The organism is Streptomyces sp. NPDC031340 (assembly GCF_055569945.1).
In genome coordinates, this window is sequence record NZ_JBVIIE010000008.1 from 162,735 (window position 1) to 189,471 (window position 26,737).

A 26,737-nucleotide genomic window follows, 5' to 3' on the forward strand; every position below is an offset into this window, starting at 1 on the left:
CGCACAAGGGGGCGCATGGCCAATATGGTCATGGCATGACGATGAGGTCTGATTCCTTCCCCCGCCGGCACGCCCGCACCCAGCGCTTCACCCTCGGCGCGCCGCGTTCGTTCACAGTCTCGCCTGATGGCGGCCGTGTCGTGTTCCTGCGCTCCGGTTCCGGTACCGACCGGGCGAACGCGCTGTGGGTGCTCGACGTGGAAAACGGCCGAGAACGGGTGGCAGCCGACCCGGGTGCGTTGCTGGGCGGGGCCACCGAGAACCTCCCGCCCGAGGAGCGGGCGCGTCGTGAGCGCAGCCGCGAGGGTGGTGCCGGAATCGTCGGCTACGCCACCGACACGGCCGTGGAGTTGGCCTCTTTTGCCTTGTCAGGGCGGCTTTTCACGGCCGAGCTGCGGGCCGGCACGGCACGTGAACTCGCCGTCCCCGGGCCGGTGGTGGACCCCCGTCCCTCCCCCGACGGTCGGCACGTGGCGTACGTCGCGCGGGGCGCCCTGCGCGTGGTGGGCGCCGAGGGCGAGGGTGAACGGGCCCTGGCGGAGCCGGAGTCGGCCAACATCACCTACGGGCTAGCGGAGTTCATCGCGGCCGAGGAGATGGGCCGTGCGCGGGGCTTCTGGTGGTCGCCGGACTCGGACCGGCTGCTGGTCGCGCGGGTGGACGACACGCCGGTGCGGCGTTGGTGGATCTCCGACCCGGCCCGCCCGGAACGTGACCCACTGCACGTCCCGTACCCGGCGGCGGGTACCGACAACGCGGACGTGCGGCTGTTCGTGATCGGTCTGGACGGGGTGCGCACGGAGGTGTCCTTGGACCGTCGCCGCTACCCGTATCTGGCCCATGTGCACTGGTCAGAGGCGGGTGCGCCGCTGCTGCTGGTACAGGCTCGCGACCAGCGGAGTCAGCTGTTCCTGGCGGTGGACCCGGAGTCGGGCACGACCCGGATGGTGCACGCGGACGAAGATCCGATTTGGCTGGATCTTTTCCCTGGAGTGCCGTGCTGGAGCCCCTCCGGACAGCTCGTCCGCATCGCCGACGAGGGCGGTGCGCGGGTGCTGGCGGTCGGCGAACGCCCGCTCACCGGACCCCAGTTGCACATCCGCGCTGTGCTGGACGTATCCGCCGACGACGTGCTGGTCTCGGCGTCGGCGGGCGAGCCGGTGCTGTCCGGCGACGGGTCCCCCGAGATCGGCGAAGTACACGTGTACCGCGTGAACGAACTTGGCCTGGAACGTGTGTCCCGGGAACCCGGCGTGCACTCGGCGGTGCGCGCCGGGGGCGTGACCGTGCTGGTGTCCGCCGTGCCGGACCGGCCGGGGCCCCTGGTGCAGGTGCTGCGGGACGGGAAGCAGGTGGCGGTGATCCCGTCGTACGCCGAAGATCCCGGTCTGTCCCCGCGCGTGACACTCGCACTGGGGGGCGCACGGAAAATCCCGTGCGCCGTGCTTATGCCAACGGACTACCACGGTGACACTCCCCTCCCGGTCCTGCTCGACCCCTACGGCGGTCCGCACGGCCAGCGCGTGCTGGCCGCGCACAATCCGCACCTGATCTCGCAGTGGTTCGCCGACCAGGGCTTCGCGGTCGTGGTCGCCGACGGGCGGGGCACCCCGGGCCGCTCCCCCGCCTGGGAGAAGGCCATGCGGGACGAATTCGCGGCGGTCGCCGTCCAGGACCAGGTCGACGCGCTCCAGGGGCTCGCCGCCGACTTCCCGCTCGACCTCGGCCGGGTCGCCATCCGCGGCTGGTCCTTCGGCGGCTACCTCGCGGCGCTCGCCGTGCTGCGCCGCCCGGACGTCTTCCACGCGGCCGTGGTGGGCGCCCCGGTCAGCGACATGCGCCTGTACGACACCCACTACACGGAGCGCTACCTCGGCCACCCCGGCGAGCAGCCCGAGGTCTACCGGCGCAACTCGGCGATCGACGACGCCGGTCTGGTGGACGCCGTCGAGCCGCACCGGCCGATGATGATCATCCATGGCCTGGCCGACGACAACGTGGTGGTCGCCCACTCGCTGCGGCTGTCCTCCGCCCTGCTGGCGGCCGGCCGGCCGCACGAGGTGCTGCCGCTGTCCGGCGTCACGCACATGACCCCGCAGGAGACGGTCGCCGAGAACCTGCTCTGGTTCCAGCTCGACTTCCTGCGGCGTTCACTGGGACTGGGCCTGGAAGCGGGACCGGAAAAGCACACAAAAGCACACGAACCGCGTTAACACGCAGGCAACTTCACGGAAGCGGTACCGATATACGGACGCGCGACGCTGAACAGCGTACGGCCGTGCGGGTGCCGTGAACGGGCCGGGATGCGCCATGTCATCCCGGCCCGTTGCCGTGCTCCCCGGCGGGTTCTGCCTGCCCCGCCTGTCCTGCCTGCCCGGCGCGTCCCGTCGGCGCCGGAGCTGCGCGCACCATGGACGACCCGGCCTCCGCGAAGTGGCAGGCCGAGGGGTGCGCCGCCGGGCCGCCCGACAGCCGGTACGCGGCCGGGACCGCCAGCGGCGGCACCTCCCGCGCGCAGCGCTCCCGCGCCTTCCAGCAGCGGGTGCGGAACCGGCAGCCGGAGGGGACGTTCGTCGGGGACGGCACGTCGCCCGCGAGGACGATCCGCTCCCGGTGCTCGCGGGTGTCCGGGTCGGGGACCGGTACCGCGGACAGCAGCGCCTGGGTGTAGGGGTGCGTGGGGTGCTCGTAGATCTCCCGGTCGGTGCCGGTCTCCATGATCCGCCCGAGGTACATCACCCCGACCCGGTCCGAGATGTGCCGCACCACCGACAGGTCGTGCGCGATGAAGAGGTACGACAGCCCGAACTCGCCCTGCAGCCGGTCGAGCAGGTTGATCACCTGGGCCTGCACGGACACGTCGAGCGCGGAGACCGGCTCGTCGGCGACGATGACCTCCGGGCGCAGCGCCAGCCCCCGCGCGATGCCGATGCGCTGGCGCTGGCCGCCGGAGAACTGGTGCGGATAGCGGTTGACGTAGTCGGGGTCGAGTCCGACGACGTCGAGGAGTTCCCGCACCCGCTTGCGCCGGTCGCCCTTCGGGGCCGCCTCGGGGTGGATCTCGTACGGCTCCCCGATGATGTCGCCGACCGTCATGCGGGGGTTGAGGGAAGTGTAGGGGTCCTGGAAGACCATCTGGATGTTGCGCCGTACGGCCTTCAGCGCCCGGCCGGACAGCCGGGTGATGTCCTCGCCCTTGTACCGGATCGAACCGGCCGTCGGCCGCTCCAGGTTGACCAGCATCCGGGCGACGGTCGACTTGCCGCAGCCGGACTCGCCGACGATGCCGAGGGTCTCGCCGCGCCCGAGCGTGAAGTCCACGCCGTCCACGGCCCGGATCGCGCCGGTCTGCTTGCGGAAGACGACGCCCCGGGTGAGCGGGTAGTGCTTGACGAGGCCGCTGACCTCCAGGACCGGCTCAGCCATCCAGGCACTCCCGCCAGAAGTGGCAGGCGCTGCGCCTGTCCTCGGACACATCGGACACCTCGTACAGCGGGGGGACGTCGGTGCGGCACACGTCGCGGGCCATCGGGCAGCGGGGGCTGAACGGGCAGCCCGGCGGGACGTCCATCGGGTTCGGCGGCAGCCCCTTGATGGCGTACAGCTCCACGCCCTTGCGGTCCAGGCGCGGAACCGACTCCAGCAGGCCCTTGGTGTACGGGTGCGCGGGCGCCCGGTAGATGTCGCGCACCGGCGCCCGCTCCACGATGCGGCCCGCGTACATCACGGCGATCCGGTCGGCCACGTCCGCGACCACGCCGAGGTCGTGGGTGATCAGCACGAGCCCCATCCGGTACTCGCGCCGCAGCTCGGCCAGCAGGTCCATGACCTGGGCCTGCACGGTGACGTCCAGGGCGGTGGTGGGCTCGTCGGCGATGACCAGCGCCGGCTCCAGCGCGATCGCCATCGCGATCATGATGCGCTGGCGCATTCCGCCGGAGAACTGGTGCGGGTACTGCCCGGCCCGCTCCCGCGCGGCCGGGATGCGCACCCGGTCCATCAGTTCCACCGCCCTGGCCCGCGCGTCCTTGCGGGACATGCCCCGGTGCACGGTGAACATCTCGCCGAGCTGGTCGCCCACGGTGAGCACGGGGTTGAGGGCGGACAGCGCGTCCTGGAAGATCATCGCCATCTCCGCGCCGCGGACCCGGCGGCGCTCCTCCTCCTTCAGCGCCAGCAGGTTCCTGCCCCGGAAGAGGACCTCGCCGCCGGTGATCCGGGCCGGTGGCGTGTCGAGGATGCCCATCACGGCCTGCGCGGTCACCGACTTGCCGGAGCCGGACTCGCCGAGCACGGCGAGCGTCTCGCCCGCGTCCACCGCGTAGTCGACGCCGTCGACGGCCCTGGCGATGCCGTCCCGGGTGCGGAACTCCACCCGCAGATCGCGCACTTCGAGCAGCACGCCCGCTCACCTCAGCTTCGGGTCCAGGGCGTCGCGGACCGCGTCGCCGAGCATGATGAAGGCCAGGACGGTCACCGCGAGCGCCCCGGAGGGCCACAGCAGCGCGTGCGGGGCGTTGCGGATGTAGGGGGAGGCGGCGGAGATGTCGATGCCCCAGGAGACGCTGGGCGGCTTCAGCCCGACGCCGAGGTAGGACAGCGTCGCCTCCAGCGCGATGTACGTGCCGAGCGCGATGGTCGCCACGACGATCACCGGCGCGACCGCGTTGGGCGCGATGTGCCGCAGCAGCAGCCGGGAGTGGGAGGCGCCCAGGGCCCGCGCGGCCTGCACGTAGTCGTACTGCTTGGCGGTGATGACCGAGCCGCGGGCGATGCGGGAGATCTGCGGCCAGCCGAGCAGCACCATGAACCCGATGACCGGCCAGACGGTGTTGCCGGTCACCACGGACAGCAGCACCAGACCGCCGAGGACCACCGGGATCGCGAAGAACACGTCGGTGACCCGGGAGAGGACCGCGTCCCACACCCCGCCGAAGTACCCGGCGAGCCCGCCGAGGACCGACCCGAGGACCGCGACCCCGAGGGTGGCGCAGACGCCGACCGTGACGGACGTGCGGGCGCCGTGCACGGTGCGCGTGTAGACGTCGCAGCCCTGGCCGTCGTAGCCGAAGGGGTGGCCGGGGGCCGGGCCGTCCTGGGCCTTGGCGAGGTCGCACCGGAGCGGGTTCCCGGGGGCGATCAGCGACGGCCACAGGGAGATGACCACCAGGAACACGATCACCAGCCCGGAGACCACGAAGACCGGGTTGCGGCGCAGGTCGCGCCAGGCGTCGGACCACAGGCTGCGCGGCCTGCCCGCGGGACCCGCGCCGCCCGGCCCGCCCGCGCCGCCGGTCCCGCCCGGCGTCCGCTCCAGCGTGGTCGCCTCGCCCGCCGCGAGGTCCATCGCGCCGCCCATGCCGGTGCCGGCGACGGCGCCTCCGGGTTCGTACGGCTGCTCAGGCATAGCGGATCCTCGGGTCGAGTACGGCGTACAGCAGGTCGACGAGCAGGTTGGCCACCAGGAAGACGAGGACGAGGACGGTCACGAAGCCGACGACCGTCTGGGTGTTCTGACGCAGGACGCCCTGGTAGAGCTGGTAGCCGACGCCGTGGATGTTGAAGATCCGCTCGGTGACGATCGCGCCGCCCATCAGCGCGCCGATGTCGGTGCCGATGAAGGTGACCACGGGGATCAGGGAGTTGCGCAGCAGGTGCCGGACGATCACCCGGCGCCGGGGCAGCCCCTTGGCGACGGCCGTGCGGACGTGGTCGGAGCGCCGGTTCTCCGCGATGGAGGTGCGGGTCAGCCGGGTCACGTAGGCGAGGGAGACGGAGGCGAGGACGAGGCCCGGCACGATCAGCTCGTCCAGGGGCGCCGCGGTGGACACCGACGGTTTGATCCAGCCCCACTCGACGCCGAGCAGCAGTTGCAGCAGCAGGCCGGTGACGAAGGTGGGGACGGAGACCACGACGAGGGTGCCCAGCAGGACCGTGGTGTCGACCGGCCGCCCGCGCCGGAGGCCGGTGACCACCCCGAGCGTGACGCCGATGACGATCTCGAAGCAGACCGCCACGATCGTCAGCCGTACGGTGACCGGGAACGCCGTGGACATCAGCTCGGTGACCTGCTGCCCGTTGAATGCGGTGCCGAAGTCGCCGGTGAGGACGTTGCCCATGTAGGTCAGGTACTGCCGGGCGAGCGACTGGTCGAGCCCGTACTCCCGCTCGAGCTGGGCCGCCGTGGCCGGGTCGCACTGCCGCTCGCCGCACAGGCCCGCGACGGGATCGCCCATCACGTTCACCATCAGGAAGATCAGCAGCGTGGCGCCGACGAACACCGGGACCATCTGCAGCAGGCGCCGGAGCACGTACCGTCCCATGGGCGCTCAGCCGACCTTGATCTCGTTGTAGACCGGGACGCTGAACGGGTTGAGGGCGACGTTCGAGAGCCGGTCCGACCAGCCGGCGCTGCCGTTCTGGTACCACAGCGGGATGGCCGCCATGTTGTCGCGGACGGCCTTCTCGGCGCCCTGGAACAGGCCGACCGCGCGGGCGGCGCCGGTCTCGGCGTTGGCCCGGTCGACGAACCCGTCGAACCGCCTGTTCGACCACTTGCCGTCGTTGGAGGAGGCGTCGGTGTAGTAGAGGGGCTGGAGGAAGTTCTGGATCAGCGGGTAGTCCATCTGCCAGCCGGCCCGGAACGGCCCAGGCATCTTCTTCCGCACGATCCGGTCGCGGAAGTCCGCGAAGGTGCCGACCGGGTTGCCGACGCAGGCCTTGTCCTTGCCGAGCGCGTTGTTGACGGAGTTGCACACGGCGTCCACCCACTCCTTGTGCGAGCCGGTGTCCGCGTTGTACGTGATCTTCACCTGGCCGCCCGGCAGCCCGCCGCCCTCCCGGATCAGCTTCCTGGCCTCGTCCGGCCTGAACTCGCAGGCCTCGCCGCACAGTCCGGCCCGGTAGCCGCCCTGCGTGCCGAGGACCGGCGAGGTCCAGTCGGTGGCCGGAGTGCGGGTCCTCCGGAACAGCTTGTCGGTGATCTGCCTGCGGTCGATCGCCATGGACAGGCCCTTGCGGACCTTCTCCGAGCCGCTCCGGTTCCAGGCGCTGTCGTAGAAGGGGAAGGCGAGCGTCTGGAGGATGCCGGCCGGGGTGTTGAGGTAGCGGTCGCCGAGGTCGGTCCTGACGTTCTTGAGCTGGGCGACCGGGATGTCGTCGACCAGGTCGAGGTTCCCGGCCATCAGGTCGGTGTAGGCGGTGTTGCTGTCGGTGTAGACCATCAGGTCGACGCCGCCGTTGCGCGCCTTGTCCGCGCCGGGGTAGCCGTCCCACCTGCGCAGCGACATCCGCGCGCCCTTGGTGTACGACCGCACGGTGTACGGGCCGTTGCCGACCGGCTTCCTGATCCACGCGGCGTGGTCGTCGAAGAACGCCCGGGGCAGCGGGGCGAACGCCGCGTAGCCGAGGGTGTCCGGGAACGAGGAGAACTTCTGGGCCAGCCGGACGGTGAAGGTGCGCTCGCCGGTGACCTTCAGCCCGGAGAGCGTGTCGGCGCGCTGCCGGGAGCCGTCCTCGGGGTGGACCTTGTCGTAGCCCTCGATGTATCCGAAGAAGTAGGCGTTGCGCTGGTTGTTGCGCAGGCTCGCGCCGTAGTTCCACGCGTCGACGAAGGACCTGGCGGTGACGGGCTCGCCGTCGCTGAACCTCCAGCCGCTCCTGACCGTGATGTCGAAAGTCCGCGAGTCGGAGGTCCGGATGCTCTCGGCGAGCATGTCCTTCGCCCGGCCGGTCCTCGGGTCGTACCGCTTGAGTCCCCGGAAGATCATGTCGAGGACCTTGCCGCCCTGCACCTCGTTGGTGTTGGCCGGCTCCAGCGGGTTCTGCGGATCGCCCCACGACGAGCTGAGCACCGCGCTGCCGGCGGCGCCACCCCCGCCGCCTCCGCAGGCGGCCGCCGCCAGCGCCACGGCAGCGACGCCGGCGGCCCGTCCGGCGCGGGTGACGGCAGCGACGCCGGCGGCCCGTCCGGCGCGGGTGACTCCACGCATGGGGTGCCTCCTGGTGGCTGCCGATCCGTTACCGGCCAATATCGACGCAAACACCCCACGACGCACACGCACCCCACCGTTCGGAGTGACGGGCCATCCGGATGGCCGCCCGCGAAGAGGGAACCGCGCACTCCGGTCCCGCGTCTCATCACAGACCCGGGGGCGGCGGTTCCGGCACTCCCCTTTCAGCCGGCCGCCCCTCACGGAACCGGACCTTCACGGCCCATCGACCCGAGCCCACGGACGTCCGGTTCCCGGGGACACGAAGGCCCGCGCCCTCCACCCGGGGCGCGGGCCCTCACCACACGAGGTGTATCCCCTCGTGGCCGCTCTTCGTCGCGGTGACCGCTGCTCGCGGTCACCGCGTCTCGCGGTTACTTCTCCTCGTCGCCGGTCTCCTCCAGCGCGGCGAGCGCGGGGTCCAGCACGATGTCCTGCTCGCGCGCCTCGATCGTCGGCTCCTCCGGGAAGTGGCACGCCGTCAGGTGACCCTCGCGGTTGCCGGAGATCCGGACCAGCGGGGGTTCCTCCGTCGCGCACTTGTCCTGCGCCTTCCAGCAGCGGGTGCGGAACCGGCAGCCGGACGGCGGGGCGATGGGCGACGGCACGTCACCGGCCAGCCGGATGCGCTCCCGGGCGGCGCCGGCGTCCGCCTCCTCCGAGAGGCTCACCTCGGGCACGGCGGACAGCAGGGCGTGGGTGTAGGGGTGGCGGGGGCGCGTGTAGATGGAGTCGCGGTCGCCGACCTCGATGATCTTGCCCAGGTACATCACCGCGACGCGCTGCGAGAAGTGCCGTACGACGGCCAGGTCGTGGGCGATGAACAGGAACGCGATGCCGAGTTCCCGCTGCACCTTCTGGAGCAGGTTGACGACCTGCGCCTGGATGGACACGTCGAGCGCGGAGACCGGCTCGTCGGCGACGATCAGCTTGGGTTCCAGGGCGAGGGCCCGGGCCACGCCGATGCGCTGACGCTGGCCGCCGGAGAACTCGTGCGGGAAGCGGTTGTAGTGCTCGGGGTTGAGGCCGACGATCTCCAGCAGCTCGCGCACCCGCTTCTCGCGGCCGCCGGCGGGCTCGATCCCGTTGACCTCCATCGGGCTGGAAATGATCTTTCCGACCGTCTGGCGGGGGTTGAGCGACGAGTACGGGTCCTGGAAGATCATCTGGATCTCGGACCGGATGGGCGCGAGCTCCTTGCGGCTGGCGTGGGTGATGTCCCGGCCGCGGTAGGAGATCGTCCCGGCCGTCGGCTCCATCAGGCGCGTGATCAGCCGGCCCGTGGTCGACTTGCCGCAGCCCGACTCCCCCACCAGGCCGAAGCTCTCGCCGACGTTCACGGTCAGGTCGATGCCGTCGACGGCCTGTACGGCGCCGACCGTGCGCCGGACGGGGAAGCCGCCCTTGATCGGGAAGTGCTTGGTCAGCCCCTCCACGACCAGGAGGGGGTCGCCGGCCGCGTCGGTGCCGGTCTCCCGCGGCGCGGGGAGGACGAGGTCCTCTGTCATGGCGTGGTCCTCCTAGCCCAGACGGGGCTTGATCTCTTCGACGAAGATGGTGCGCTTCTGCTCCGCCGTGAGATGGCAGGCGGACGCCCGGTCGGGGCCCAGCAGCGGGCGTTCGGTGACGCAGCGGTTGCCGCCGACCCGGTCCTGGAAGGTGCAGCGGGGGTGGAACCGGCAGCCGGCGGGCGGGTTGAGCAGCGACGGCGGGGCGCCCGGGATCGGCGTGAGGGGAGCGGCGAGGTCCGAGTCCAGCCGCGGCATGGAGTTCAGCAGGCCCCAGGTGTAGGGGTGTTGCGGCGACCGGAGCACCTCGTTCGTGGTGCCGCGCTCGACCGCGCCGCCCGCGTACATCACCATGATGTCGTCGGCCATGTCGGCGATGACGCCGAGGTCGTGCGTGATGAAGATGATCGCCGAGCCGAACTCCTGCTGGAGGTCCTTCAGCAGGTCCAGGATCTGCGCCTGCACCGTGACGTCCAGGGCGGTCGTCGGCTCGTCGGCGATCAGCAGGTCCGGGTCGCACACCAGGGACATGGCGATCATCGCGCGCTGGCGCATACCGCCGGAGAACTGGTGCGGGTAGTCCTTCGCCCGCTCCCTGGGGTTGGGGATGCCGACCTTGCCCAGCATCTCCACCGCACGCTCCCAGGCCGCCTTCTTCGACGCCCCGGTGTGCTTCATGTACGGCTCGGCGATCTGCCGGCCCACCGTGTAGTACGGCGACAGCGCGGTGAGCGGATCCTGGAAGATCATGGCGACCTTGTTGCCGCGCAGCTTCTCCAGCTCCGGCTCCCGGGCGGTGGTCAGCTCCTGGCCCTCCAGCAGGATCTCGCCCTCGACGGTGGTGAACATCGGGTTGTGCAGCCCGAGGATCGTCAGGTTGGTGACGGACTTGCCGGAGCCCGACTCGCCGACGATGCCCAGCGTCCTGCCGCGCTCCAGGTCGAAGGACAGCCCGTTGACGGCCTTCACGACGCCGTCCTCGGTCTTGAAACTGACGTGCAGGTCCCGCACCGAGAGGAAGGCGCCCGCGTCGGCCGGCACGGGTGCTCCGGCTTCCTTGGTCAGAGTGGTCACGACTGTGCTCCTAAAGTCGGCCTAGGACAGCCGCACGCGCGGGTCGATGAAGGCGTAGCAGGCGTCGACGATGATGTTGAACAGCAGGATCATGGCGGCGGAGAACAGCATCACCCCGAGCAGCAGCGGCAGGTCGCTGAACTGGACGGCCTCCACGGCGAGATGACCGATCCCCGGCAGGCCGAAGGTGTACTCCGTGATGATCGCGCCGCCCAGCAGCGAGCCGAGGTCGATGCCGAAGATGGTGACGATCGGGATCAGCGAGCCGCGCCAGGCGTAGCGGAAGAACACGTACTTGCGCGACATGCCCTTGGCGCGGGCGGTACGGACGTGCTCCTCCTGCAGCTGCTCGATCATCGACGAGCGCGCCATACGCGTGTACTGCGAGGCGAAGATCGTGGAGAGCACCACCCAGGGGATGATCAGTCCGGAGAACCAGGTGACCGGGTCCTTGGTGAACTCGTTGTACGCGGGCTTGTCGAAGATGTGCGACTGGTACACCAGAGCCGCGAGCGCGAGCGGGCCCAGGAAGTAGATCTGCATCGAACTCAGCACCATCGACCCGGCGGTGACCGTCTTGTCGAGCATGCTCCCCCGCTTCCAGGCGGCGAGCATGCCGGTGCCCAGACCGACGAGCAGGAAGACCACGGCCGCCCCGATCGTCAGCGAGACGGTGGTGGGCAGACGGTCCGTCAGCGTCGACCAGACCTGGTCGTTGGTGTGGTACGAGTACCCGAAGCACGGGGCGGGGCAGGGGCCCTGGGCGAATTCGCTGCTGCCCAGGAAGAGGTTGTGCAGGAAGACCCCGTACTGCTCGGGGATCGACTTGTCGAGCCCGAGCACGTGGTGGATGTTCTCGATGTTCGCGGGGGTACACGTCTTGCCGCACATCAGCAGCGCCGGGTCACGGGGCATCCCGAAGAACAGCACGAATGCCACGATGCTCAACAGGAAGAGGATGACGACGGCACCGAGGGTCCGGCGGACGAGGAAGCGCAGCATGACAGGGGCAGCTCTCTGACGTCGGCGGGCCGGGCGGTACCCGGTGCGGTGTCGCCCTCGTGGGGCTCACGCACCGGGTACCGGTCGGACGGTGGTTACTTGATGAAGAGACGACGCGGGTCGAGGCCGCCGATCACGTCGTCGTAGACGAGGCCGCCGACCTTGGAGCCGGCGATCTGGGTCTGCTTGTAGTAGGCGGTCGGAACCTCGTTGACCACCTTGGTGAGGAGGTACTTGTCGAGCTTCTCCCACTCGGCCGCGGACTTGACCGGGTCGGTGATCTTGTTGATGCGGTCGATCTCGCTGTTCACGTGCGAAACGTTGACCTGCGAGTAGTTCTGCGAGCCGTCGGCGATCAGCCTGCCGTCGTACAGCGGCGGGAGGACGGTCGAGGCGGACGGCCAGTCAGCGCCCCACGCGGTGTGGAAGATGTCGTAGGTGTTGTCGACCTTGCTGACCTGGTCGTAGTACGACTCGGCCGGGATCTCCTGGCGCTGGACGTTGAAGCCGGCCTTCTTCAGACCTGCCGCCATGGCCGTCGAGTACTGCTGGCCCTCGGGGGTGTTGATGTAGGCGAAGGTCAGCTTCATGTTGAGCTTGCCGGCCTTCTTCAGCAGCTCCTTGGCCTTGGCCGGGTCGCCCGCGGGCTTCTTCTTCTTGCCGTACGGGTCGAAGGCCGCGTCGTAGCCGCTGACGGTCGGGCTGAGCAGGCCGCCGGCGACCTCCATCGCGTCCGTGCCGCCGTAGGCGCGGACGAACGGGGTGACCGGCAGCGCGTAGGCGATGGCCTTGCGGACGTTGATGTCCTTGAGCTCCGGCTTGCTCATGTTGATGTTCATCTGGCCGACGTAGGGCTGGTAGCCGGAGACCGTGCGGGACTTCAGGCTCGGGTCGGCGAGCACCTTGGACAGGTTGCCCGCGTCGACCGCGTTGCTGAAGCTGACGCCGGTCTGGTCGGCGCCGGTGTCGGCCAGCAGCGCCTTGGTGGACTGCTCGTACTGCTGGTTGAACTGGATGTCGAACTGGTCCACGTACTGGTGGCGGATCGGGTCCGTCTTCGCGTCCCAGTTGGTGTTCTTGACGAGCACCATCGACTTGCCGGACTTGAACGACTGGATCTTGTACGGGCCGCTCGTCATCGGCTTCTTGTCGTACTTCTCCTTGGTGTCGCTCTTGGCGGAGACGACGGAGTAGCCCGACATGGCGAGCGCGTACGGCAGGTCCGGGTGCGCCGTCTTGAAGTGGAAGACGATCGTCTTGTCGTCCGGCGTCTCCATGATGCTGTCAGGCAGGTGCTTGCCCTTGTACGGGCCGTCCTTCAGCAGCTTGCGGTAGTCGGTGGAGTCGGCGAGCCACTGCTGGATGTAGCTCGGGCCCTGGTTGATGAAGGGCGCGAACAGCCGCTCGAAGGTCTGGCGGACGTCCTTCGACGTGATCGGCGTGCCGTCGGCGAACTTGATGCCGTCCTTGAGCGTGTACTTCCAGGTCTTGCCGCCGTCGGTGGTGGTGCCGGAGTCGGTGGCCAGGTCGCCGACGACCTCGTGCTGCTTGCCGTCGTCGCTGGTCGCCTTGTAGCCGGTGAGCCCGCGGTGGATCAGCTGCGAGAGCGCCATCTCGTCGGAGACGTAGATCTGGCCCGGGTCCAGGTGGGCGAAGCTGTCACGCTGGAGGACCTCCATCGTGCCGCCCGCCTTGGCGCCCTTCACCTCGGCCGCGGGGCCCTGGGAGGCCGCGGCGTCGCCGAACTTGATCGACGACTGCTGCCGTTTGGCGTTCTCCTCGTTCTTCTTGTTGTTGTCGCCGGTGTCGCTGCCGCCCTTGCTGCAACCGGTGAGCACGAGTGCCCCCGCCGCGAGCACGGACAAAGCGGCGTATGTGTGGCGTCCGCCCCTACTCATCACTCAGTTTCCACCCATCTGTGTATCACCAGTGCCGAATTCGGCCGTGCGGTATCCGGGGCGAGGACGCCCACGATCTGTCGGTCAGCGCGCCGTCTTGGGATCGAAGGCGTCCCTGACCGAGTCCCCGAGCAGGTTGAACGCGACGACGAAGATGATCATCGAGACGCCGGGGAAGAACATGTACGTGATGTCGTTCTGCAGCACGAGCTCGGTCGATGCCTTGGAGAACATCTGGCCCCAGTCGGGCGTGGGCTCGACGATGCCGACGCCGAGGAAGGACAGGCCGGCCTCGATCGTCACGAAGTTCGGCAGCATGTAGGTCGTCTGGACCAGCAGCGGCGTCACCACGTTGGGGAGGAGCTCCTTGCGGATGATCCGCCACGGAGACGCTCCGCTCACCCGGGCGGCCTCGATGAACTCCCGCTCGCGCAGGGCGAGTGTGGTGCCGCGCAGGATGCGGGCGAGGCTCATCCAGCCGAGGACCCACTGGACGACGATCAGCGCGACCACGCGCACGTAAGTCGGCGTCTCGTCACGCGGGCTGACGAACAGTGAGACCACGACCGGCATGCTGGCGATGAAGAACAGCTGCGAGGGGAAGGCGAGCAGGAAGTCGATGACGCGGCCGATCGCGTAGTCGGCCTTGCCGCCGAGGTAACCGGCCGTCACACCGAGCAGAATGCCCGTCAGCACGACCGCGATCGTCACCGCCACGGAGATCATCAGCGAGGTGCGGATGCCGTAGATCAGCTTGGTGAACACGTCGTAGCCGTTGCCCGGTTCGAGTCCGAACCAGAACTCGCCGCTGATGCCGCCGTTGGGCTGCACCGGGACACCCGCGCTGTCGAAGAGTTCGGGACGCTCGTCCGCGTAGATCGTGTACGGGTCCTTGCCGTACAGCTTCGAGATCAGCGGCGCGGCCAGGGCGACGACGAAGAAGAACGCCACGATGCACGCCGAGATCACCCCCGTGCGGTCACGCTTGAAGCGGATCCACATCAGCCGGCCGGGGGAACGGCCCTCGAGCTGATCGGCCTCGGCCTTGGCGTGAGGCTGGGGTGTGCCGTCGACGACGACCGACGCCTCGCCGCCTTCAACGTCGATTGGACTGGTCACAGTTGGCCCATTTCACAGGTGTGGGTGTACCGGGTCACCGACCGCGCGGGATGTGCGCGGTCACCGACCGGATCATGGAGAAGCCGCAGCCGGACGCGCGTAGCGTAACCACGCGGTGAGCGGCCGGCGCAATCCTCAGAGAGAACTGCCGTGTGCGGTGAAGCAGTTGCGGGCGACTGTCGACCTGTCCCACTTGGTGCTCGTGACACCGCGCATGGGGCTCCTCCTCGTGACTGCACATGCTCACCGACGATTGGGGGCCCATGCCCGTCCTCCGTCACCCCTGACGAAGGATCAGACACCCCCTGGTGCTCTCGTGAGTCGCCGCTGTCCCCACAGCGAGACCCATCGACCCGAGCGCTACGCGGCTAACTATCTGCCATGAGCCGATGGCCGAACCACTGTCTTTAAATCTCAATTCAGTCACAGCTCGCGCATACTTCTTCCGAATTCTGGACAAACGGTTCGGGACAAGAAGGCCGCGAAACGGACTTGTTACATGGCTATCGGGCAGTGATCTCCGCATTTCGGACACCTGGCGCCCGAAAACCGGTTGCAAAAAGCCCGGGCGCCCCCAAGATGGGGGCACCCGGGCTCGGAGGGTGCGGCGAGGACGCCGTCCCGGCCGTCGGCTCAGCCGTGCTTGGCGCGGCTCGCGGCGCGGGCGCGCTCCCGCTGGTCCAGGTTGACCTTGCGGATGCGAACGGCCTCCGGGGTCACCTCGACGCACTCGTCGTCGCGGCAGAACTCCAGCGACTGCTCCAGCGACAGCTTGCGCGGCGGCACGATCGACTCGGCCACGTCGGCCGTCGAAGACCGCATGTTGGTGAGCTTCTTCTCCTTGGTGATGTTGACGTCCATGTCGTCGGAGCGCGAGTTCTCGCCGACGATCATGCCCTCGTACACCTCGGTGCCGGGCTCCACGAACAGCACGCCGCGCTCCTGGAGATTCGTCATCGCGAACGCGGTTACGGCGCCGGCGCGGTCGGCGACCAGGGAGCCGTTGTTACGGGTCTGCAGGGTGCCGAACCAGGGCTCGAAGCCCTCGTGGATGGAGTGGCCGATACCCGTGCCGCGGGTGCTGGTGAGGAACTCGGTACGGAAGCCGATCAGCCCCCGCGAGGGGACCACGAACTCCATGCGGACCCAGCCCGAGCCGTGGTTGGACATGTTGTCCATCCGGCCCTTGCGCACGCCCATGAGCTGCGTGACCGCGCCCATGTGCTCCTCGGGCACGTCGACCGTCATCCGCTCGACCGGCTCGTACGTCTTGCCGTCGATCTCCTTGGTGACGACCTGCGGCTTGCCGATGGTCAGCTCGAAGCCCTCCCGGCGCATGGTCTCGACCAGGATGGCGAGCGCCAGCTCACCGCGGCCCTGGACCTCCCAGGCGTCGGGACGGTCGGTGTCCAGGACGCGGAGCGAGACGTTGCCGATCAGCTCGCGGTCGAGGCGGTCCTTGACCTGGCGGGCGGTGACCTTGCGGTCCTTGACGGCCGACTTCGCGTCGGCGCCCTTGCCGGTGCCGCCGCGGCCGACCAGCGGCGAGGTGTTGGTGCCGATGGTCATCGAGATCGCGGGCTCGTCGACCGTGATCAGCGGGAGCGGGATCGGGTTCTCGGTGTCCGCGAGGGTCTCGCCGATCATGATGTCCGGGATGCCGGCGACGGCGCAGATGTCACCGGGGCCGGCCTTCTCGGCGGGCTTGCGGGTGAGCGCCTCGGTCATCATCAGCTCGCTGATGCGGACGTTGCTGATCGAGCCGTCGCGCTTGATCCACGCGACCGTCTGGCCCTTGCGCAGCTCGCCCTGCTCGACGCGCAGCAGCGCGATACGGCCGAGGAAGTTGTCGGCGTCCAGGTTGGTGACGTGGGCCTGGAGCGGGGCGGACTCGTCGTAGGTCGGCGCCGGGATGTGCTCCAGGATCGTCGAGAAGAACGGCTCCAGGCTGGTGGAGTCGCCCGGGACGGTGCCGTCCTCCGGCTTGGTCAGCGACGCGATGCCGTCCCGGCCGCAGGCGTAGACGATCGGGAACTCGATCTGGTCCTCGTCGGCGTCCAGGTCGAGGAAGAGGTCGTAGGTCTCGTTGACGACCTCGTCGATGCGGGCGTCCGGGCGGTCCGTCTTGTTGATGCACAGGATGACGGGCAGGCGGGCCTGCAGCGCCTTGCGCAGCACGAAGCGGGTCTGCGGCAGGGGACCCTCGGAGGCGTCGACGAGCAGCACGACACCGTCGACCATCGACAGACCGCGCTCGACCTCACCGCCGAAGTCGGCGTGGCCGGGGGTGTCGATGATGTTGATGGTGATGGGCTCGCCGCCGTCCTTGGGGTGATACTTCACCGCCGTGTTCTTGGCGAGGATCGTGATGCCCTTCTCACGCTCCAGGTCGTTGGAGTCCATCATGCGGTCGTCGACCTGGTCGAGCTGGTGCGCGGCGAAGGCACCCGCCTGCTTGAGCATGGCGTCGACGATGGTCGTCTTCCCGTGGTCGACGTGGGCGACGATGGCGACGTTGCGGATGTCGTGACGTGTTGCGGACACAGCCATATTGCGGCGTTCTCCCGGAGTGTGAGGACGGCCTGCGCGTACGTCTGTGTTACGCGGGGCCCTGCCGGGCTGTACACGCCACGGCCTCACCCCATGGTACGTGGCCCCGCGGCGAAGGCCGCCGCAGGGCCGCGCGGCTCAGCTGTGGGACGGGGCCGGGGAGACCTTCGCGCCCTTCTTCAGGAAGCCGATGTCCTCGAAGACCGGCGTCTGGAAACCGAAGGCTCCGGCGTTGACCAGGTCCTTGCGGGCGGCCGTCAGCTGCGGGCGCTGGAAGAGCGGGATCGACCCGGCCGCCGCCCAGATGCGGGAGTCGGCCTTGCGCAGCAGACCGCGGCGCTCCTGGTCGTCCAGCGTCGCCACGGCCTCGTCGAACAGCTGGTCGACCTGGTCGGTGCCGACGCGGGTGTAGTTCTGCTCGACGTTCAGGGAGCCGTCGGCGGCCGGCACCGGCTTGGCGTAGATGGGCCGGGCGTCGGTGGCGGGGTAGGCGGAGGCGGGCCAGGACCACAGGGCGAGGTCGAACTCGCCGGCGGCGATGTGGTCCTTGAAGTAGCTCGCCTCGGGGACCTTGCTGATCCTGGTGCTGATGCCGACCCGGGCCAGCATCCCGCTGATCCGGTCGGCCACCGCGCGCAGGGTCGGATAGCCGGCCCCCGAGGGGAGTACGAAGCGCAGCGCCAGCGGCTTGCCGTCCTTGGCGAGCGCCTTGACCGCGGTGCCGGTGCCGCCCGGGGCGGCGGTGCCCTTGGGGGCGTAGGCGCCGGGCGCGCTGCCCTGCCCGGCGTGCCGGGCGGCGTCCCCGGCGCGCTGCTCGTGGTCCTTCGAGTCGTCGCTGCTCCCGGTGAGCCTGCCCTCCGGCAGGTGGCCCTCGTGCCCCGCCTTGTCGTCCTCGCCGACGATGTACGTCCCGTCGTCGGCCTTCGCGGACTCCGAGGCGTGCCCGGCCTTCTTCCCGGTCGAACCGGCGTTCCCGCTGTCCTCTTCCTTCTCTGACTTCTCTGCCTTCTCTTCTTTCTCTCCGCTCTCTTCCTTCTCTTCTTTCCCGTCCTTCTTCTTGGCCTTGACGGGCCCGCCGGGCACCCAGCCGGCGTCCGACAGCAGCGCCTGCGCCTCGGCGGTGTCCTCCTTGCCGAGCGCGCCGCTGTTGTCGGCGTAGGCGGCCTGCCCGGACAGCGCGACATGGCTGCCGACAGGCACCGCGGGCAGCCCGAGCGGCTTCAGCACGGCCTCGGCCAGTGCCTTGCGGTCCAGCGCGCGGGCCACGGCCCGGCGGACGCGCTCGTCGGCGAGCGGGCCCTCGGCGCCGTTCAGCGCGAGCTGGGTGAAGGCCGGCTCCAGCGACTTGCGGACCTCGAAGGCGCGCAGGGCCTTCAGCCGCCGCTCGGCCTTCGTGGTGGCGCGCCGGCCGCCGGGGCCGTTGTGCGGGGAGGCACCCGTGCTCGGGGAGGCGCCCTTGTGGGCGGAGGCGCCGGCGTCCGAGGCCCTGGTGCCGGCCGCTCCGGCGGTGATCTGCCCGGCCGCGGAGGGGTCGATCTCGGCCAGGTCGAGCTTCCCGGCGGCCAGCGCGGCGGCCCGCTTGTCGCGCGCCACCACCTTCAGGTCGATCTCGGAGAGCTTGGCGGGGGCGCCCCACCACCGCGGGTTGCGGGTGAGGACGATCCGGTCGTTCTCCCGGTCCACCTTCTTCACGGCGAACGGCCCGGCGGTGACCTTGAGCTTGCGGCGGGCCCCGTCGTTGAAGGAGTCCGGGGTGCCCATGACGTCCTTCGGGTACAGCGGCGAGAACAGCGACCGCCAGTCGGCGTACGGCCGGGCGAAGGTGACCTTGACCTCGAGGTTGTTGGCGCCGCGCTCGACCTTCTCGATGCGCTCGTAGCCGGCGTTGCGGGCCGTCCAGTAGGCGTTGTCCTTGCCGGACAGGGCGCGCCACTGGGCGGCGAAGTCGGCGGCGCCGATCTCGCGGCCGTCGCTCCAGACGGCCTGCTGGCTGAGCTTGTACAGCACGACCTGCTTGGGCTCGGTCTCGACGACCTTGGCGGACTCCAGGAAGTCGGCGTCGCGCTGCGGGCGCCCGGCGGCGTCCAGCCGGTACATGGCCGGCAGGACGGCCTGGGCGACGCGGGTGGTGGTGGCGTCGGCGTCCGACTGGAAGGTGTTCAGCGTCTCCGGCAGGTCGTCCACGGCCCAGCGCAGCGTGCCGCCGTCGGCGACCGCGGCGCGACCGGCGGGCGCGATGTCCTGCCCGACCAGGGGCTTGCTGACCTCCTCCCCGGAACTGCAGCCGGCGAGCGTGGATACCGCGAGCGTGCCCGCGGTGAGGAAGGCGACCGAGCGCATGACCGCACGCAGTCCGACGCCGTCGTGGGACATCACGTCTACCTCCGGGGGTGGACCGCCGGTTCCGATCACGATTGGCGGTATTTGGAGCTGATCAGATGTATGGCCACTGAAGAGGAAAGGGTTCAGCAGGGCGGGGCGACACGGCGGCGGCGGCACCCAAGCCCACCCGTGCGGCGCAACGGACGCGTCACGGGGTGCCGCCCGCGCCCCCGCGCCGTCCGGTCACGACGACGTGCCCCGGCCAATCCGTGCACACCGCTTCCCACCGACAGGTGTGACGCGCGACACTCGCAGCCGCACGAACGTCGCCGCCCAGGCACCGACGCGGTACGAACCCGCGGAAGTGAGGTCACGTCATGTCCGTGCACGACGAACTCTCGTCCGTTCAGCGCTGCCTCGACGACCTGTTGCGCTCGGTCGGCCGGCTGGAGCAGCGGATCGGCGGCGGCGGACTCGACATCCGCCGGGTCCGCGCCGACGCCGACCACCTGCGCCAGAGCGTCGCGCTGCTGCGCGAGGCGGCCACCCCCGCCGCGCCCGGACGTCCCGAACTCGTCACCATCCCCGACACCCCGTACGACAGCTCCCTGTGGACCGACTCGGACGACGAGGGACTGGGCGCGCACCGCAACCGTCATTAGCGCTTACCCACACCGACCGGAGTCAGAAGTTGGCCACTGGTACGGAACCCCCTCCCAGCCGCGGCGGCGTGCGCGGCCCCGCCCGCGCCGCCATCGACGCCCCGCACCTGCGGACCGACCGCTGGTGGCTGGCCCCGGCCGCCACGGCCGCGGGCCTGCTGGCCTTCATCGTGTACTCGACCTGGCGGGCCTTCGGCAACGCGGACTACTACGCGGCGCCGTACGTCTCCCCGTTCTACTCGCCGTGCCTGGCGGAGAACTGCCGGACCATGCGCGCCGGGCCGAACGCCGACCTCTTCGGAAGCTGGTGGGGCATCTCACCCGCGATCATCATCCTGGTCTTCCCGCTCGGCTTCCGCCTGACCTGCTACTACTACCGCAAGGCCTACTACCGCGGCTTCTGGGCGTCCCCGCCGGCCTGCGCGGTGGCCGAGCCGCACCGCGGGTACACCGGTGAGACCCGCTTCCCGCTGATCCTGCAGAACGTCCACCGGTACTTCTTCTACGCGGCGATCCCGGTCGCGGGCATCCTGACGTACGACACCGTGCTGGCCTTCCGGGACGAGCACTACCGCTGGGGGCACATGGGGCTGGGCACCCTGGTGTTCCTCGTCAACATCGTGCTCATCTGGGCGTACACCCTCTCCTGCCACTCCTGCCGGCACATCGTGGGCGGCAAGCTGCGGCACTTCTCCCGGCATCCCGTGCGCTACCGCATGTGGCAGTGGGTCGGAAAGCTGAATGCCCGTCACATGCTGCTCGCCTGGTCGTCGTTGGTGAGCGTGGCGGTCGCCGACCTGTACGTGTACCTGGTCGCCTCCGGCGCCTTCGACGATCCGAGGTTCTTCTGATGTCCGTGGTCGACCGCCAGGAGTGGGACGTTGTCGTGGTCGGCGCCGGCGGCGCCGGGCTGCGGGCCGCCATCGAGGCGCGGGAGCGGGGCGCCCGTACGGCGGTGATCTGCAAGTCGCTGTTCGGCAAGGCGCACACGGTGATGGCCGAGGGCGGCATCGCCGCCGCCATGGGCAACGTCAACTCCGGCGACGACTGGCGGGTCCACTTCCGCGACACCATGCGCGGCGGGAAGTTCCTCAACCAGTGGCGGATGGCCGAGCTGCACGCCAAGGAGGCCCCGGACCGGGTGTGGGAGCTGGAGACCTGGGGCGCCCTGTTCGACCGCACCGCGGACGGCCGGATCTCGCAGCGCAACTTCGGCGGCCACGAGTACCCGCGCCTGGCGCACGTCGGCGACCGCACCGGCCTGGAGCTCATCCGCACCCTCCAGCAGAAGATCGTCTCCCTGCAGCAGCAGGACAAGAAGGAGACCGGCGGCTACGAGACCCGCCTGAAGGTCTTCCAGGAGTGCACGGTCACCCGTGTGCTGAAGGACGGCGGGAGGGTGTCCGGGGTCTTCGCGTACGAGCGCGAGTCCGGCCGCTTCTTCGTGCTGGAGGCGCCCGCCGTGGTGATCGCGACCGGCGGCATCGGCAAGTCGTTCAAGGTGACGTCGAACTCGTGGGAGTACACCGGCGACGGGCACGCGCTGGCGCTGCTCGCCGGGGCGCCGCTGCTGAACATGGAGTTCGTGCAGTTCCACCCGACCGGCATGGTCTGGCCGCCGTCGGTGAAGGGCATCCTCGTCACCGAGTCGGTGCGCGGCGACGGCGGGGTGCTGCGCAACTCCGAGGGCGAGCGGTTCATGTTCGACTACGTCCCCGACGTCTTCAAGGAGAAGTACGCCGAGTCGGAGGCGGAGGGCGACCGCTGGTACGAGGACCCGGACCACAACCGGCGCCCCCCTGAGCTGCTGCCCCGCGACGAGGTCGCCCGCGCCATCAACGCCGAGGTGAAGGCCGGCCGGGGCTCCCCGCACGGCGGCGTGTTCCTGGACGTCTCGACGCGCATGCCGGCCGAGGTGATCCGGCGCCGGCTGCCGTCGATGTACCACCAGTTCAAGGAGCTGGCGGACGTCGACATCACGGCCGGGCCGATGGAGGTCGGGCCCACCTGCCACTACGTGATGGGCGGCATCGCCGTCGACTCCGACACGGCGGCGGCGCGCGGGGTGCCGGGGCTGTTCGCGGCCGGTGAGGTGGCGGGCGGCATGCACGGCTCCAACCGGCTCGGCGGCAACTCGCTCTCCGACCTGCTGGTGTTCGGGCGCCGGGCGGGCCGGTACGCGGCCGAGTACGCGGCGGCGGGGGCACGCCCGCGCACGGACGACGCCCAGGTGGACGCGGCGGCGGCCGAGGCGCTGCGGCCGTTCTCCGCGCAGGGCCCGGCGCCGGGCGAGGACGACGGACGCCCGCCGGAGAACCCGTACACCCTCCACCAGGAGCTCCAGCAGACGATGAACGACCTGGTCGGCATCATCCGCCGGGAGGCCGAGATGGAGCGGGCGCTGGAGAAGCTGGCGGAGCTGCGGGCGCGGGCGCGGCGGGCCGGCGTGGAGGGACACCGGCAGTTCAACCCGGGCTGGCACCTCGCGCTGGACCTGCGCAACATGCTGCTGGTCAGCGAGTGCGTGGCGCGGGCGGCGCTGGAGCGCACCGAGTCGCGCGGCGGGCACACCCGCGAGGACCGTCCGACGATGGACCGCAAGTGGCGCAACATCAACCTGCTGTGCCGGCTGGCCGGCCCCACGGACGAACCGGCAGCTCTCACCGGCGAACCGGCGGCCGCGGCCGACCCCGCGCGCGGCCGGATCGAACTCACCCGCGAGACCACCGACCCCGTCCGCCCCGACCTGCTCGCCCTCTTCGACAAGGAGGAGCTGGTCAAGTACCTCGCCGAAGAGGAGCTGTACGAATGAGCAGCTACGAGGCCCGCTTCGAGGTGTGGCGGGGCGACGCGGACGGCGGCGGCCTGGCGGACTTCCGGGTGGAGGTCAACGACGGCGAGGTCGTCCTCGACGTCATCCACCGCCTGCAGGCCACCCAGGCCCCGGACCTGGCCGTGCGCTGGAACTGCAAGGCCGGCAAGTGCGGTTCGTGCTCGGCGGAGATCAACGGGCGGCCACGGCTGATGTGCATGACCCGCATGTCGGTCTTCGGCCGCGAGGAGACCGTCACCGTGACCCCGCTGCGTGCCTTCCCGGTGGTCCGCGACCTGGTGACGGACGTCGGCTTCAACTACCACAAGGCGCGCGAGGTACCGGCGTTCGTGCCGCCGGAGGGTGTCGGCCCGGGCGAGTACCGGATGTTCCAGCAGGACGTGGACCGCCCGCAGGAGTTCCGCAAGTGCATCGAGTGCTTCCTGTGCCAGGACACCTGCCACGTGGTGCGCGACCACGAGGAGAACAAGCCGGCGTTCGCCGGCCCGCGGTTCCTGATGCGGGTGGCGGAACTGGACATGCATCCGCTGGACGCCGCCGCCGAGACCGGCCTGGACCGCAAGCGCGCGGCCCAGGACGAACACGGCCTCGGCTACTGCAACATCACCAAGTGCTGCACGGAGGTGTGCCCGGAGGGCATCAGGATCACGGACAACGCGCTGATCCCGTTGAAGGAGCGGGCCGTGGACCGCAAGTACGACCCGCTGGTGTGGCTGGGCTCGAAGATCAGGCGGAGGTCTTCGTCGTAGCGTCGCCGCCGCGGCCGCCGCGGCCGGGTCGCAGGCCGAGGTTCTGGAGGAGCAGCCCGCCCATGAATCCGACCCAGCCGATGACCGGCAGCGCGTCGAAGGAGGGGTGCGGCTCGCGCAGCGGGCCCAGGAAGGCGAACAGGGCCATGCCCGCCGCGGCGAGCAGCGAGCCGTACCCCCACAGCTTGGGCCGCAGCACCTGGCGCCTGCCCCAGGGCGGCGTCCAGTCCCTGACGACACCCGCGACGCCGATCGCGGCCAGGCCCGTCACGGCCGCCGCCATGGCCACTCGCAGGAAGAGATCCATACGATCATCGTCCCACAAGGTCGAGGGCGCGCAGCAGATTCCACTCCGCGATCGCCCGCATCGGCGCCCGGTCCGGGAAGTCGCCGTCCAGGAGCCGCAACGGGCCCGCGACCAGGGACAGATGCATGGCCAGCCGGTAGAGACGGAGCCGGTCCTCGTCCAGGCCGGGCACGCGCAGCGCGTCGTAGTGCGGGCCGAAGCGCAGCCGCAGGAACACGTGCTCCCACTCCACGTCGAAGTACATCAGGCCCTCGACGTCGATCAGGACCGGGTCGCCGTCGGGTGTCACCAGCACGTGGTCCGGGCCGAGTTCGCCGTGGACGAGGGTGTGAAGGGCACGCGGCCGCACCGCTGCGGCCAGGTTCTCGACGGCGTCGGTCAGTTCCTCCCGTGCCGCGGCGGCGCGCGGCTCGCGCGCGGCGGTCTCCTCGATGTCGTGCAGCGCGCGGTCCATGACGACGCGTTCGCACGAACCGCCCGTCGGCAGGCCGCCGTTGTCGACCAAGGCGACCTTGCCAAAGGCCGGCCCCCGCTGGGCGTGCAGCGCGGCCAGTTCGCCGGCCAGCCGCCGGAGCGTCGCGTCCGCCGCGCGCGGGTCGCGCCGCAGCGCCTCCTCCAGGCTGCCGCCACGCACGTCCTCGACGACGGCCGCGTCCGCCGCCAGGTGCGTGTGCGTGGCGTCGGCGTACAGCAGGCGGGGCGTGCGGACGCCGGCGCGCGCCAGGCGGTCGTGCGCCGCGGTGAGGAGGGCGAGGCCGGTGTCGTGCGAGAAGGGGTCGCGCGGGTCGGTGGGGCCGGCGTCCCAGTAGTCCTCGTCGGCGGACCAGACGTAGGCGACGGCCGTGGTGTCGTCGTCGAAGAAGAGGCGGTGGACGCCCTTCTTCGTGCCGCCGCGCAGGCGCACCACGTCCACGAGGACGCGGTGCGGGCCCAGCGCGGCGCGGGCGAGAGGGGCGAGGGCGGCGGGGGTGTCGTGCCGGCGGATACGGCTCATCCCACCCAGTCTTCCCCCTACGCCCACCGGTCCGCGGCGGAGGCGGGGGCGCACCGGCGGCCCGTCCCCGGTCGCGCGGGCGCATTCCGGCTCATACGCTCCCAAAGGTGACCTCGTCCTTGATCCGGGGCCGGCCGCGGCGCGCGGCCTGCCACATATCCGCGCGGGTGCTGCACACCGTGCTCGGCGGGTTCGCCGGGATGGTGTGGCTGGCGTTGCCGGGGATGACGGCCCACGGTGACGCGGCGGCTCCGCCTGCCCGCGTGGAGCACCCCGCCGCGCCCGCGGCGCCCGCATCGTCCGCCGCGCCCGCCGCGCCCGCCGCGCCCGCGGCCGCGCGGTCGGGCGACGGGGCGTCGGCGGCCGACCTGGCGCTGCCGATCGCCATCGGGGGCGCGGTGGGGGCGCTGGCCGGATTCGGCTACGTACGGCACATCCGGCGGACCCGGACCCGGACGCGGACGGCGGCGGCTCCCGGGACCGGCGCCACGCCCGCCGCCGGGCCGCCGCTGCCCGAGCTGGAGGAGCGGGCGGGGGTGCTGCTGGCCGAGGCCGACGACTGCGTGCGCGTCTGCCGGGAGGAACTCGGTTTCGCCGAGGCGCTGTCCGGGGCGGCGGCGGTGGCCCCGTTCACGCGAGCCGTGCGGGAGGCCGAAGCCGAACTGTCGGCCGCCTTCCGGATGCGGCAGCGGTACGAAGACGAGGTGCCGGAGGACGAGCCGGCCCGGCGCCACATGCTGGCGGGCATCGTCGGACGGTGCCAGGAGGCGGGGAGACGGCTGGACGCGGAGGCCGACGCCTTCGACCGGCTGCGCGGCCCGGACGGCGGCGTGGGCGGGGCACTGGGGATCGCGGAGGTCCGGTTCCGGGAGCTGACCGGCCGGGCCACGGCCGCCGAGGCGACGCTCGTGCAGCTCGCCGGGCGGTACGCGCCCTCCGCGACCCGCGCCGTCACCGGCCACGCCGAACAGGCCACGGACCGGTTGTTCTTCGCCACGTCGCGGCTCAACCGGGCGCACCAGTCGGCCGACCTGGGCCGCGGCGGACCGGCCGCCCGCGACCTGCGCGCCGCCGAGGGCGCGACGGCCCAGGCCGCCACGCTGCTGACCGCGGTCGACCACCGCGCGGCTGCCCTGGCCAGGGCCGAGAGCCTGCTGCCGGCCACCCTGACGGGCGCGGAGACGGAGCTCGCGGCGGCCCGGGAGGCCGGGGCGGACACCGCGCGGGCCGACCGGGTCCTGGCCGACGTACGGGAGGAGGTGGCCTCCGGCCGGTACGACCCCCTGGACGCGCTGCGGCGCGTGGTGCGGGCGGTGGTGCCGCTCGGCGGACAGGCCGGGGTGCTGTCGGCCGCCGCGCTGCTCGTCGCGCGCGACGCCGCCGACACCGCGGCCTGCTTCGTCGCGACCCACCGGGGAGCCGTCGGCGGCACCGCCCGCACGAGGCTGGCGGAGGCGCAACGGCTGCTCGTCACGGACGCCCCGGGCCTCCTCACCGCCGAGTCACTGGCCCGGAGCGCCCTCGAACTGGCCGAACAGGACGCCCGCGACCGCGCACGCGACGCGATGCGGAACGCCAACGACCTCACCGACGCGGTCCTCGCCGGCGTCCTGCTGGACACCGGCACGCCCCCGGCCTTCGGCGGCCCCAGAACCCGCGCCCGCCTCGGCACCCCGCCCCCCGGGCAGCCCCGGTAGCCGGCGTCCCGGCAGCCCGCGGGCTGCCGGG

The 26,737-nt window shown here is 70.9% G+C and carries 20 protein-coding genes; 6 read left to right on the forward strand and 14 right to left on the reverse strand.

All coding sequences use genetic code 11. The features are described from left to right. The first annotated feature begins 35 nt into the window (after nucleotides 1–35). A complete protein-coding gene (locus tag ACZ5GT_RS08345; protein WP_469016861.1) occupies nucleotides 36–2,213 on the forward strand; it encodes a S9 family peptidase in 2,178 nt (725 codons plus the stop codon). Nucleotides 2,214–2,313: 100 nt separating this feature from the next. Here the strand turns inward: ACZ5GT_RS08345 and ACZ5GT_RS08350 are convergent, their stop codons facing one another. From ACZ5GT_RS08350 to ACZ5GT_RS08405, 12 genes are all read right to left on the reverse strand, one after another. Then, entirely contained in the window at nucleotides 2,314–3,426 is a 1,113-nt protein-coding gene (locus ACZ5GT_RS08350; RefSeq protein ID WP_469016866.1) for an ABC transporter ATP-binding protein, read from the reverse strand. Further along, nucleotides 3,419–4,402: an ABC transporter ATP-binding protein gene (locus ACZ5GT_RS08355; protein ID WP_469016869.1), complete on the reverse strand. Its 984-nt coding sequence runs from the start codon at nucleotides 4,400–4,402 to the stop codon at nucleotides 3,419–3,421. Before ACZ5GT_RS08355 ends, ACZ5GT_RS08350 begins: the two co-directional genes overlap by 8 nt. Nucleotides 4,403–4,408: 6 nt before the next feature. Continuing rightward, nucleotides 4,409–5,407, reverse strand: coding sequence for an ABC transporter permease (locus ACZ5GT_RS08360; RefSeq protein WP_469016872.1), 999 nt, complete (start codon nucleotides 5,405–5,407; stop codon nucleotides 4,409–4,411). Then, nucleotides 5,400–6,323, reverse strand: coding sequence for an ABC transporter permease (locus tag ACZ5GT_RS08365; RefSeq protein ID WP_469016879.1), 924 nt, complete (start codon nucleotides 6,321–6,323; stop codon nucleotides 5,400–5,402). Before ACZ5GT_RS08365 ends, ACZ5GT_RS08360 begins: the two co-directional genes overlap by 8 nt. A 6-nt stretch (nucleotides 6,324–6,329) precedes the next feature. Next, complete coding sequence (locus ACZ5GT_RS08370) at nucleotides 6,330–7,991, reverse strand: peptide ABC transporter substrate-binding protein (protein WP_469016886.1); 1,662 nt, start codon at nucleotides 7,989–7,991, stop codon at nucleotides 6,330–6,332. Nucleotides 7,992–8,365: 374 nt separating this feature from the next. Continuing rightward, nucleotides 8,366–9,499, reverse strand: coding sequence for an ABC transporter ATP-binding protein (locus ACZ5GT_RS08375; RefSeq protein ID WP_469016889.1), 1,134 nt, complete (start codon nucleotides 9,497–9,499; stop codon nucleotides 8,366–8,368). 12 nt (nucleotides 9,500–9,511) lie between these two features. Further along, entirely contained in the window at nucleotides 9,512–10,573 is a 1,062-nt protein-coding gene (locus ACZ5GT_RS08380; protein WP_469016892.1) for an ABC transporter ATP-binding protein, read from the reverse strand. A gap of 21 nt (nucleotides 10,574–10,594) precedes the next feature. Beyond that, nucleotides 10,595–11,575, reverse strand: coding sequence for an ABC transporter permease (locus ACZ5GT_RS08385; protein ID WP_469016895.1), 981 nt, complete (start codon nucleotides 11,573–11,575; stop codon nucleotides 10,595–10,597). Between the two features lie 95 nt (nucleotides 11,576–11,670). Next, nucleotides 11,671–13,473, reverse strand: coding sequence for an ABC transporter substrate-binding protein (locus ACZ5GT_RS08390; protein ID WP_469016898.1), 1,803 nt, complete (start codon nucleotides 13,471–13,473; stop codon nucleotides 11,671–11,673). Nucleotides 13,474–13,557: 84 nt separating this feature from the next. After that, on the reverse strand, nucleotides 13,558–14,592 hold the full coding sequence (locus tag ACZ5GT_RS08395) for an ABC transporter permease (protein WP_469016901.1): 1,035 nt from the start codon (nucleotides 14,590–14,592) through the stop codon (nucleotides 13,558–13,560). Between the two features lie 633 nt (nucleotides 14,593–15,225). Continuing rightward, nucleotides 15,226–17,142 carry a translational GTPase TypA gene (gene typA, locus ACZ5GT_RS08400; protein WP_469016905.1) on the reverse strand — a complete coding sequence of 639 codons (1,917 nt, stop codon included), beginning with the start codon at nucleotides 17,140–17,142 and terminating at the stop codon, nucleotides 15,226–15,228. A 138-nt stretch (nucleotides 17,143–17,280) separates the two neighbouring features. Next, nucleotides 17,281–19,515: an ABC transporter family substrate-binding protein gene (locus ACZ5GT_RS08405; protein WP_469016908.1), complete on the reverse strand. Its 2,235-nt coding sequence runs from the start codon at nucleotides 19,513–19,515 to the stop codon at nucleotides 17,281–17,283. 326 nt (nucleotides 19,516–19,841) lie between these two features. Between ACZ5GT_RS08405 and ACZ5GT_RS08410 the strand changes: the two genes are divergently transcribed. From ACZ5GT_RS08410 to ACZ5GT_RS08425, 4 genes are read left to right on the forward strand one after another with little or no spacing between them, the layout of a single operon-like run. Then, the gene (locus ACZ5GT_RS08410) at nucleotides 19,842–20,126 is read left to right on the forward strand and encodes a hypothetical protein (protein ID WP_469016912.1); all 285 of its coding nucleotides are present in this window, start codon (nucleotides 19,842–19,844) and stop codon (nucleotides 20,124–20,126) included. Between the two features lie 29 nt (nucleotides 20,127–20,155). After that, the gene (locus ACZ5GT_RS08415; RefSeq protein WP_469016915.1) at nucleotides 20,156–20,977 is read left to right on the forward strand and encodes a hypothetical protein; all 822 of its coding nucleotides are present in this window, start codon (nucleotides 20,156–20,158) and stop codon (nucleotides 20,975–20,977) included. Then, entirely contained in the window at nucleotides 20,977–22,938 is a 1,962-nt protein-coding gene (locus tag ACZ5GT_RS08420) for a fumarate reductase/succinate dehydrogenase flavoprotein subunit (protein WP_469016918.1), read from the forward strand. Before ACZ5GT_RS08415 ends, ACZ5GT_RS08420 begins: the two co-directional genes overlap by 1 nt. After that, nucleotides 22,935–23,708, forward strand: coding sequence for a succinate dehydrogenase/fumarate reductase iron-sulfur subunit (locus ACZ5GT_RS08425; protein WP_469016921.1), 774 nt, complete (start codon nucleotides 22,935–22,937; stop codon nucleotides 23,706–23,708). The genes ACZ5GT_RS08420 and ACZ5GT_RS08425 overlap by 4 nt, the downstream gene beginning before the upstream one ends. On the opposite strand, the gene ACZ5GT_RS08430 is transcribed toward ACZ5GT_RS08425, so the two are convergent. Then, nucleotides 23,686–24,015 carry a hypothetical protein gene (locus tag ACZ5GT_RS08430; protein ID WP_469016924.1) on the reverse strand — a complete coding sequence of 110 codons (330 nt, stop codon included), beginning with the start codon at nucleotides 24,013–24,015 and terminating at the stop codon, nucleotides 23,686–23,688. The two genes, ACZ5GT_RS08425 and ACZ5GT_RS08430, sit on opposite strands and share 23 nt — an antisense overlap. A 4-nt stretch (nucleotides 24,016–24,019) precedes the next feature. Beyond that, nucleotides 24,020–25,009, reverse strand: a complete 990-nt coding sequence (locus ACZ5GT_RS08435; RefSeq protein WP_469016927.1) for a phosphotransferase family protein — start codon at nucleotides 25,007–25,009, stop codon at nucleotides 24,020–24,022. A gap of 107 nt (nucleotides 25,010–25,116) precedes the next feature. Between ACZ5GT_RS08435 and ACZ5GT_RS08440 the strand changes: the two genes are divergently transcribed. Then, on the forward strand, nucleotides 25,117–26,706 hold the full coding sequence (locus ACZ5GT_RS08440) for a hypothetical protein (protein WP_469016930.1): 1,590 nt from the start codon (nucleotides 25,117–25,119) through the stop codon (nucleotides 26,704–26,706). The last annotated feature ends 31 nt before the right edge of the window (nucleotides 26,707–26,737 follow it).

Coding starts and splice junctions, on each gene's coding strand:
- ACZ5GT_RS08345 (WP_469016861.1), top strand. CDS start 36: ATGACGATGAGGTCTGATTCCTTCCCCCGCCGGCACGCCCGCACCCAG.
- ACZ5GT_RS08350 (WP_469016866.1), bottom strand. CDS start 3,426: ATGGCTGAGCCGGTCCTGGAGGTCAGCGGCCTCGTCAAGCACTACCCG.
- ACZ5GT_RS08360 (WP_469016872.1), bottom strand. CDS start 5,407: ATGCCTGAGCAGCCGTACGAACCCGGAGGCGCCGTCGCCGGCACCGGC.
- ACZ5GT_RS08365 (WP_469016879.1), bottom strand. CDS start 6,323: ATGGGACGGTACGTGCTCCGGCGCCTGCTGCAGATGGTCCCGGTGTTC.
- ACZ5GT_RS08370 (WP_469016886.1), bottom strand. CDS start 7,991: ATGCGTGGAGTCACCCGCGCCGGACGGGCCGCCGGCGTCGCTGCCGTC.
- ACZ5GT_RS08375 (WP_469016889.1), bottom strand. CDS start 9,499: ATGACAGAGGACCTCGTCCTCCCCGCGCCGCGGGAGACCGGCACCGAC.
- ACZ5GT_RS08385 (WP_469016895.1), bottom strand. CDS start 11,575: ATGCTGCGCTTCCTCGTCCGCCGGACCCTCGGTGCCGTCGTCATCCTC.
- ACZ5GT_RS08390 (WP_469016898.1), bottom strand. CDS start 13,473: ATGAGTAGGGGCGGACGCCACACATACGCCGCTTTGTCCGTGCTCGCG.
- typA (WP_469016905.1), bottom strand. CDS start 17,142: ATGGCTGTGTCCGCAACACGTCACGACATCCGCAACGTCGCCATCGTC.
- ACZ5GT_RS08405 (WP_469016908.1), bottom strand. CDS start 19,515: ATGTCCCACGACGGCGTCGGACTGCGTGCGGTCATGCGCTCGGTCGCC.
- ACZ5GT_RS08410 (WP_469016912.1), top strand. CDS start 19,842: ATGTCCGTGCACGACGAACTCTCGTCCGTTCAGCGCTGCCTCGACGAC.
- ACZ5GT_RS08420 (WP_469016918.1), top strand. CDS start 20,977: ATGTCCGTGGTCGACCGCCAGGAGTGGGACGTTGTCGTGGTCGGCGCC.
- ACZ5GT_RS08425 (WP_469016921.1), top strand. CDS start 22,935: ATGAGCAGCTACGAGGCCCGCTTCGAGGTGTGGCGGGGCGACGCGGAC.
- ACZ5GT_RS08430 (WP_469016924.1), bottom strand. CDS start 24,015: ATGGATCTCTTCCTGCGAGTGGCCATGGCGGCGGCCGTGACGGGCCTG.
- ACZ5GT_RS08435 (WP_469016927.1), bottom strand. CDS start 25,009: ATGAGCCGTATCCGCCGGCACGACACCCCCGCCGCCCTCGCCCCTCTC.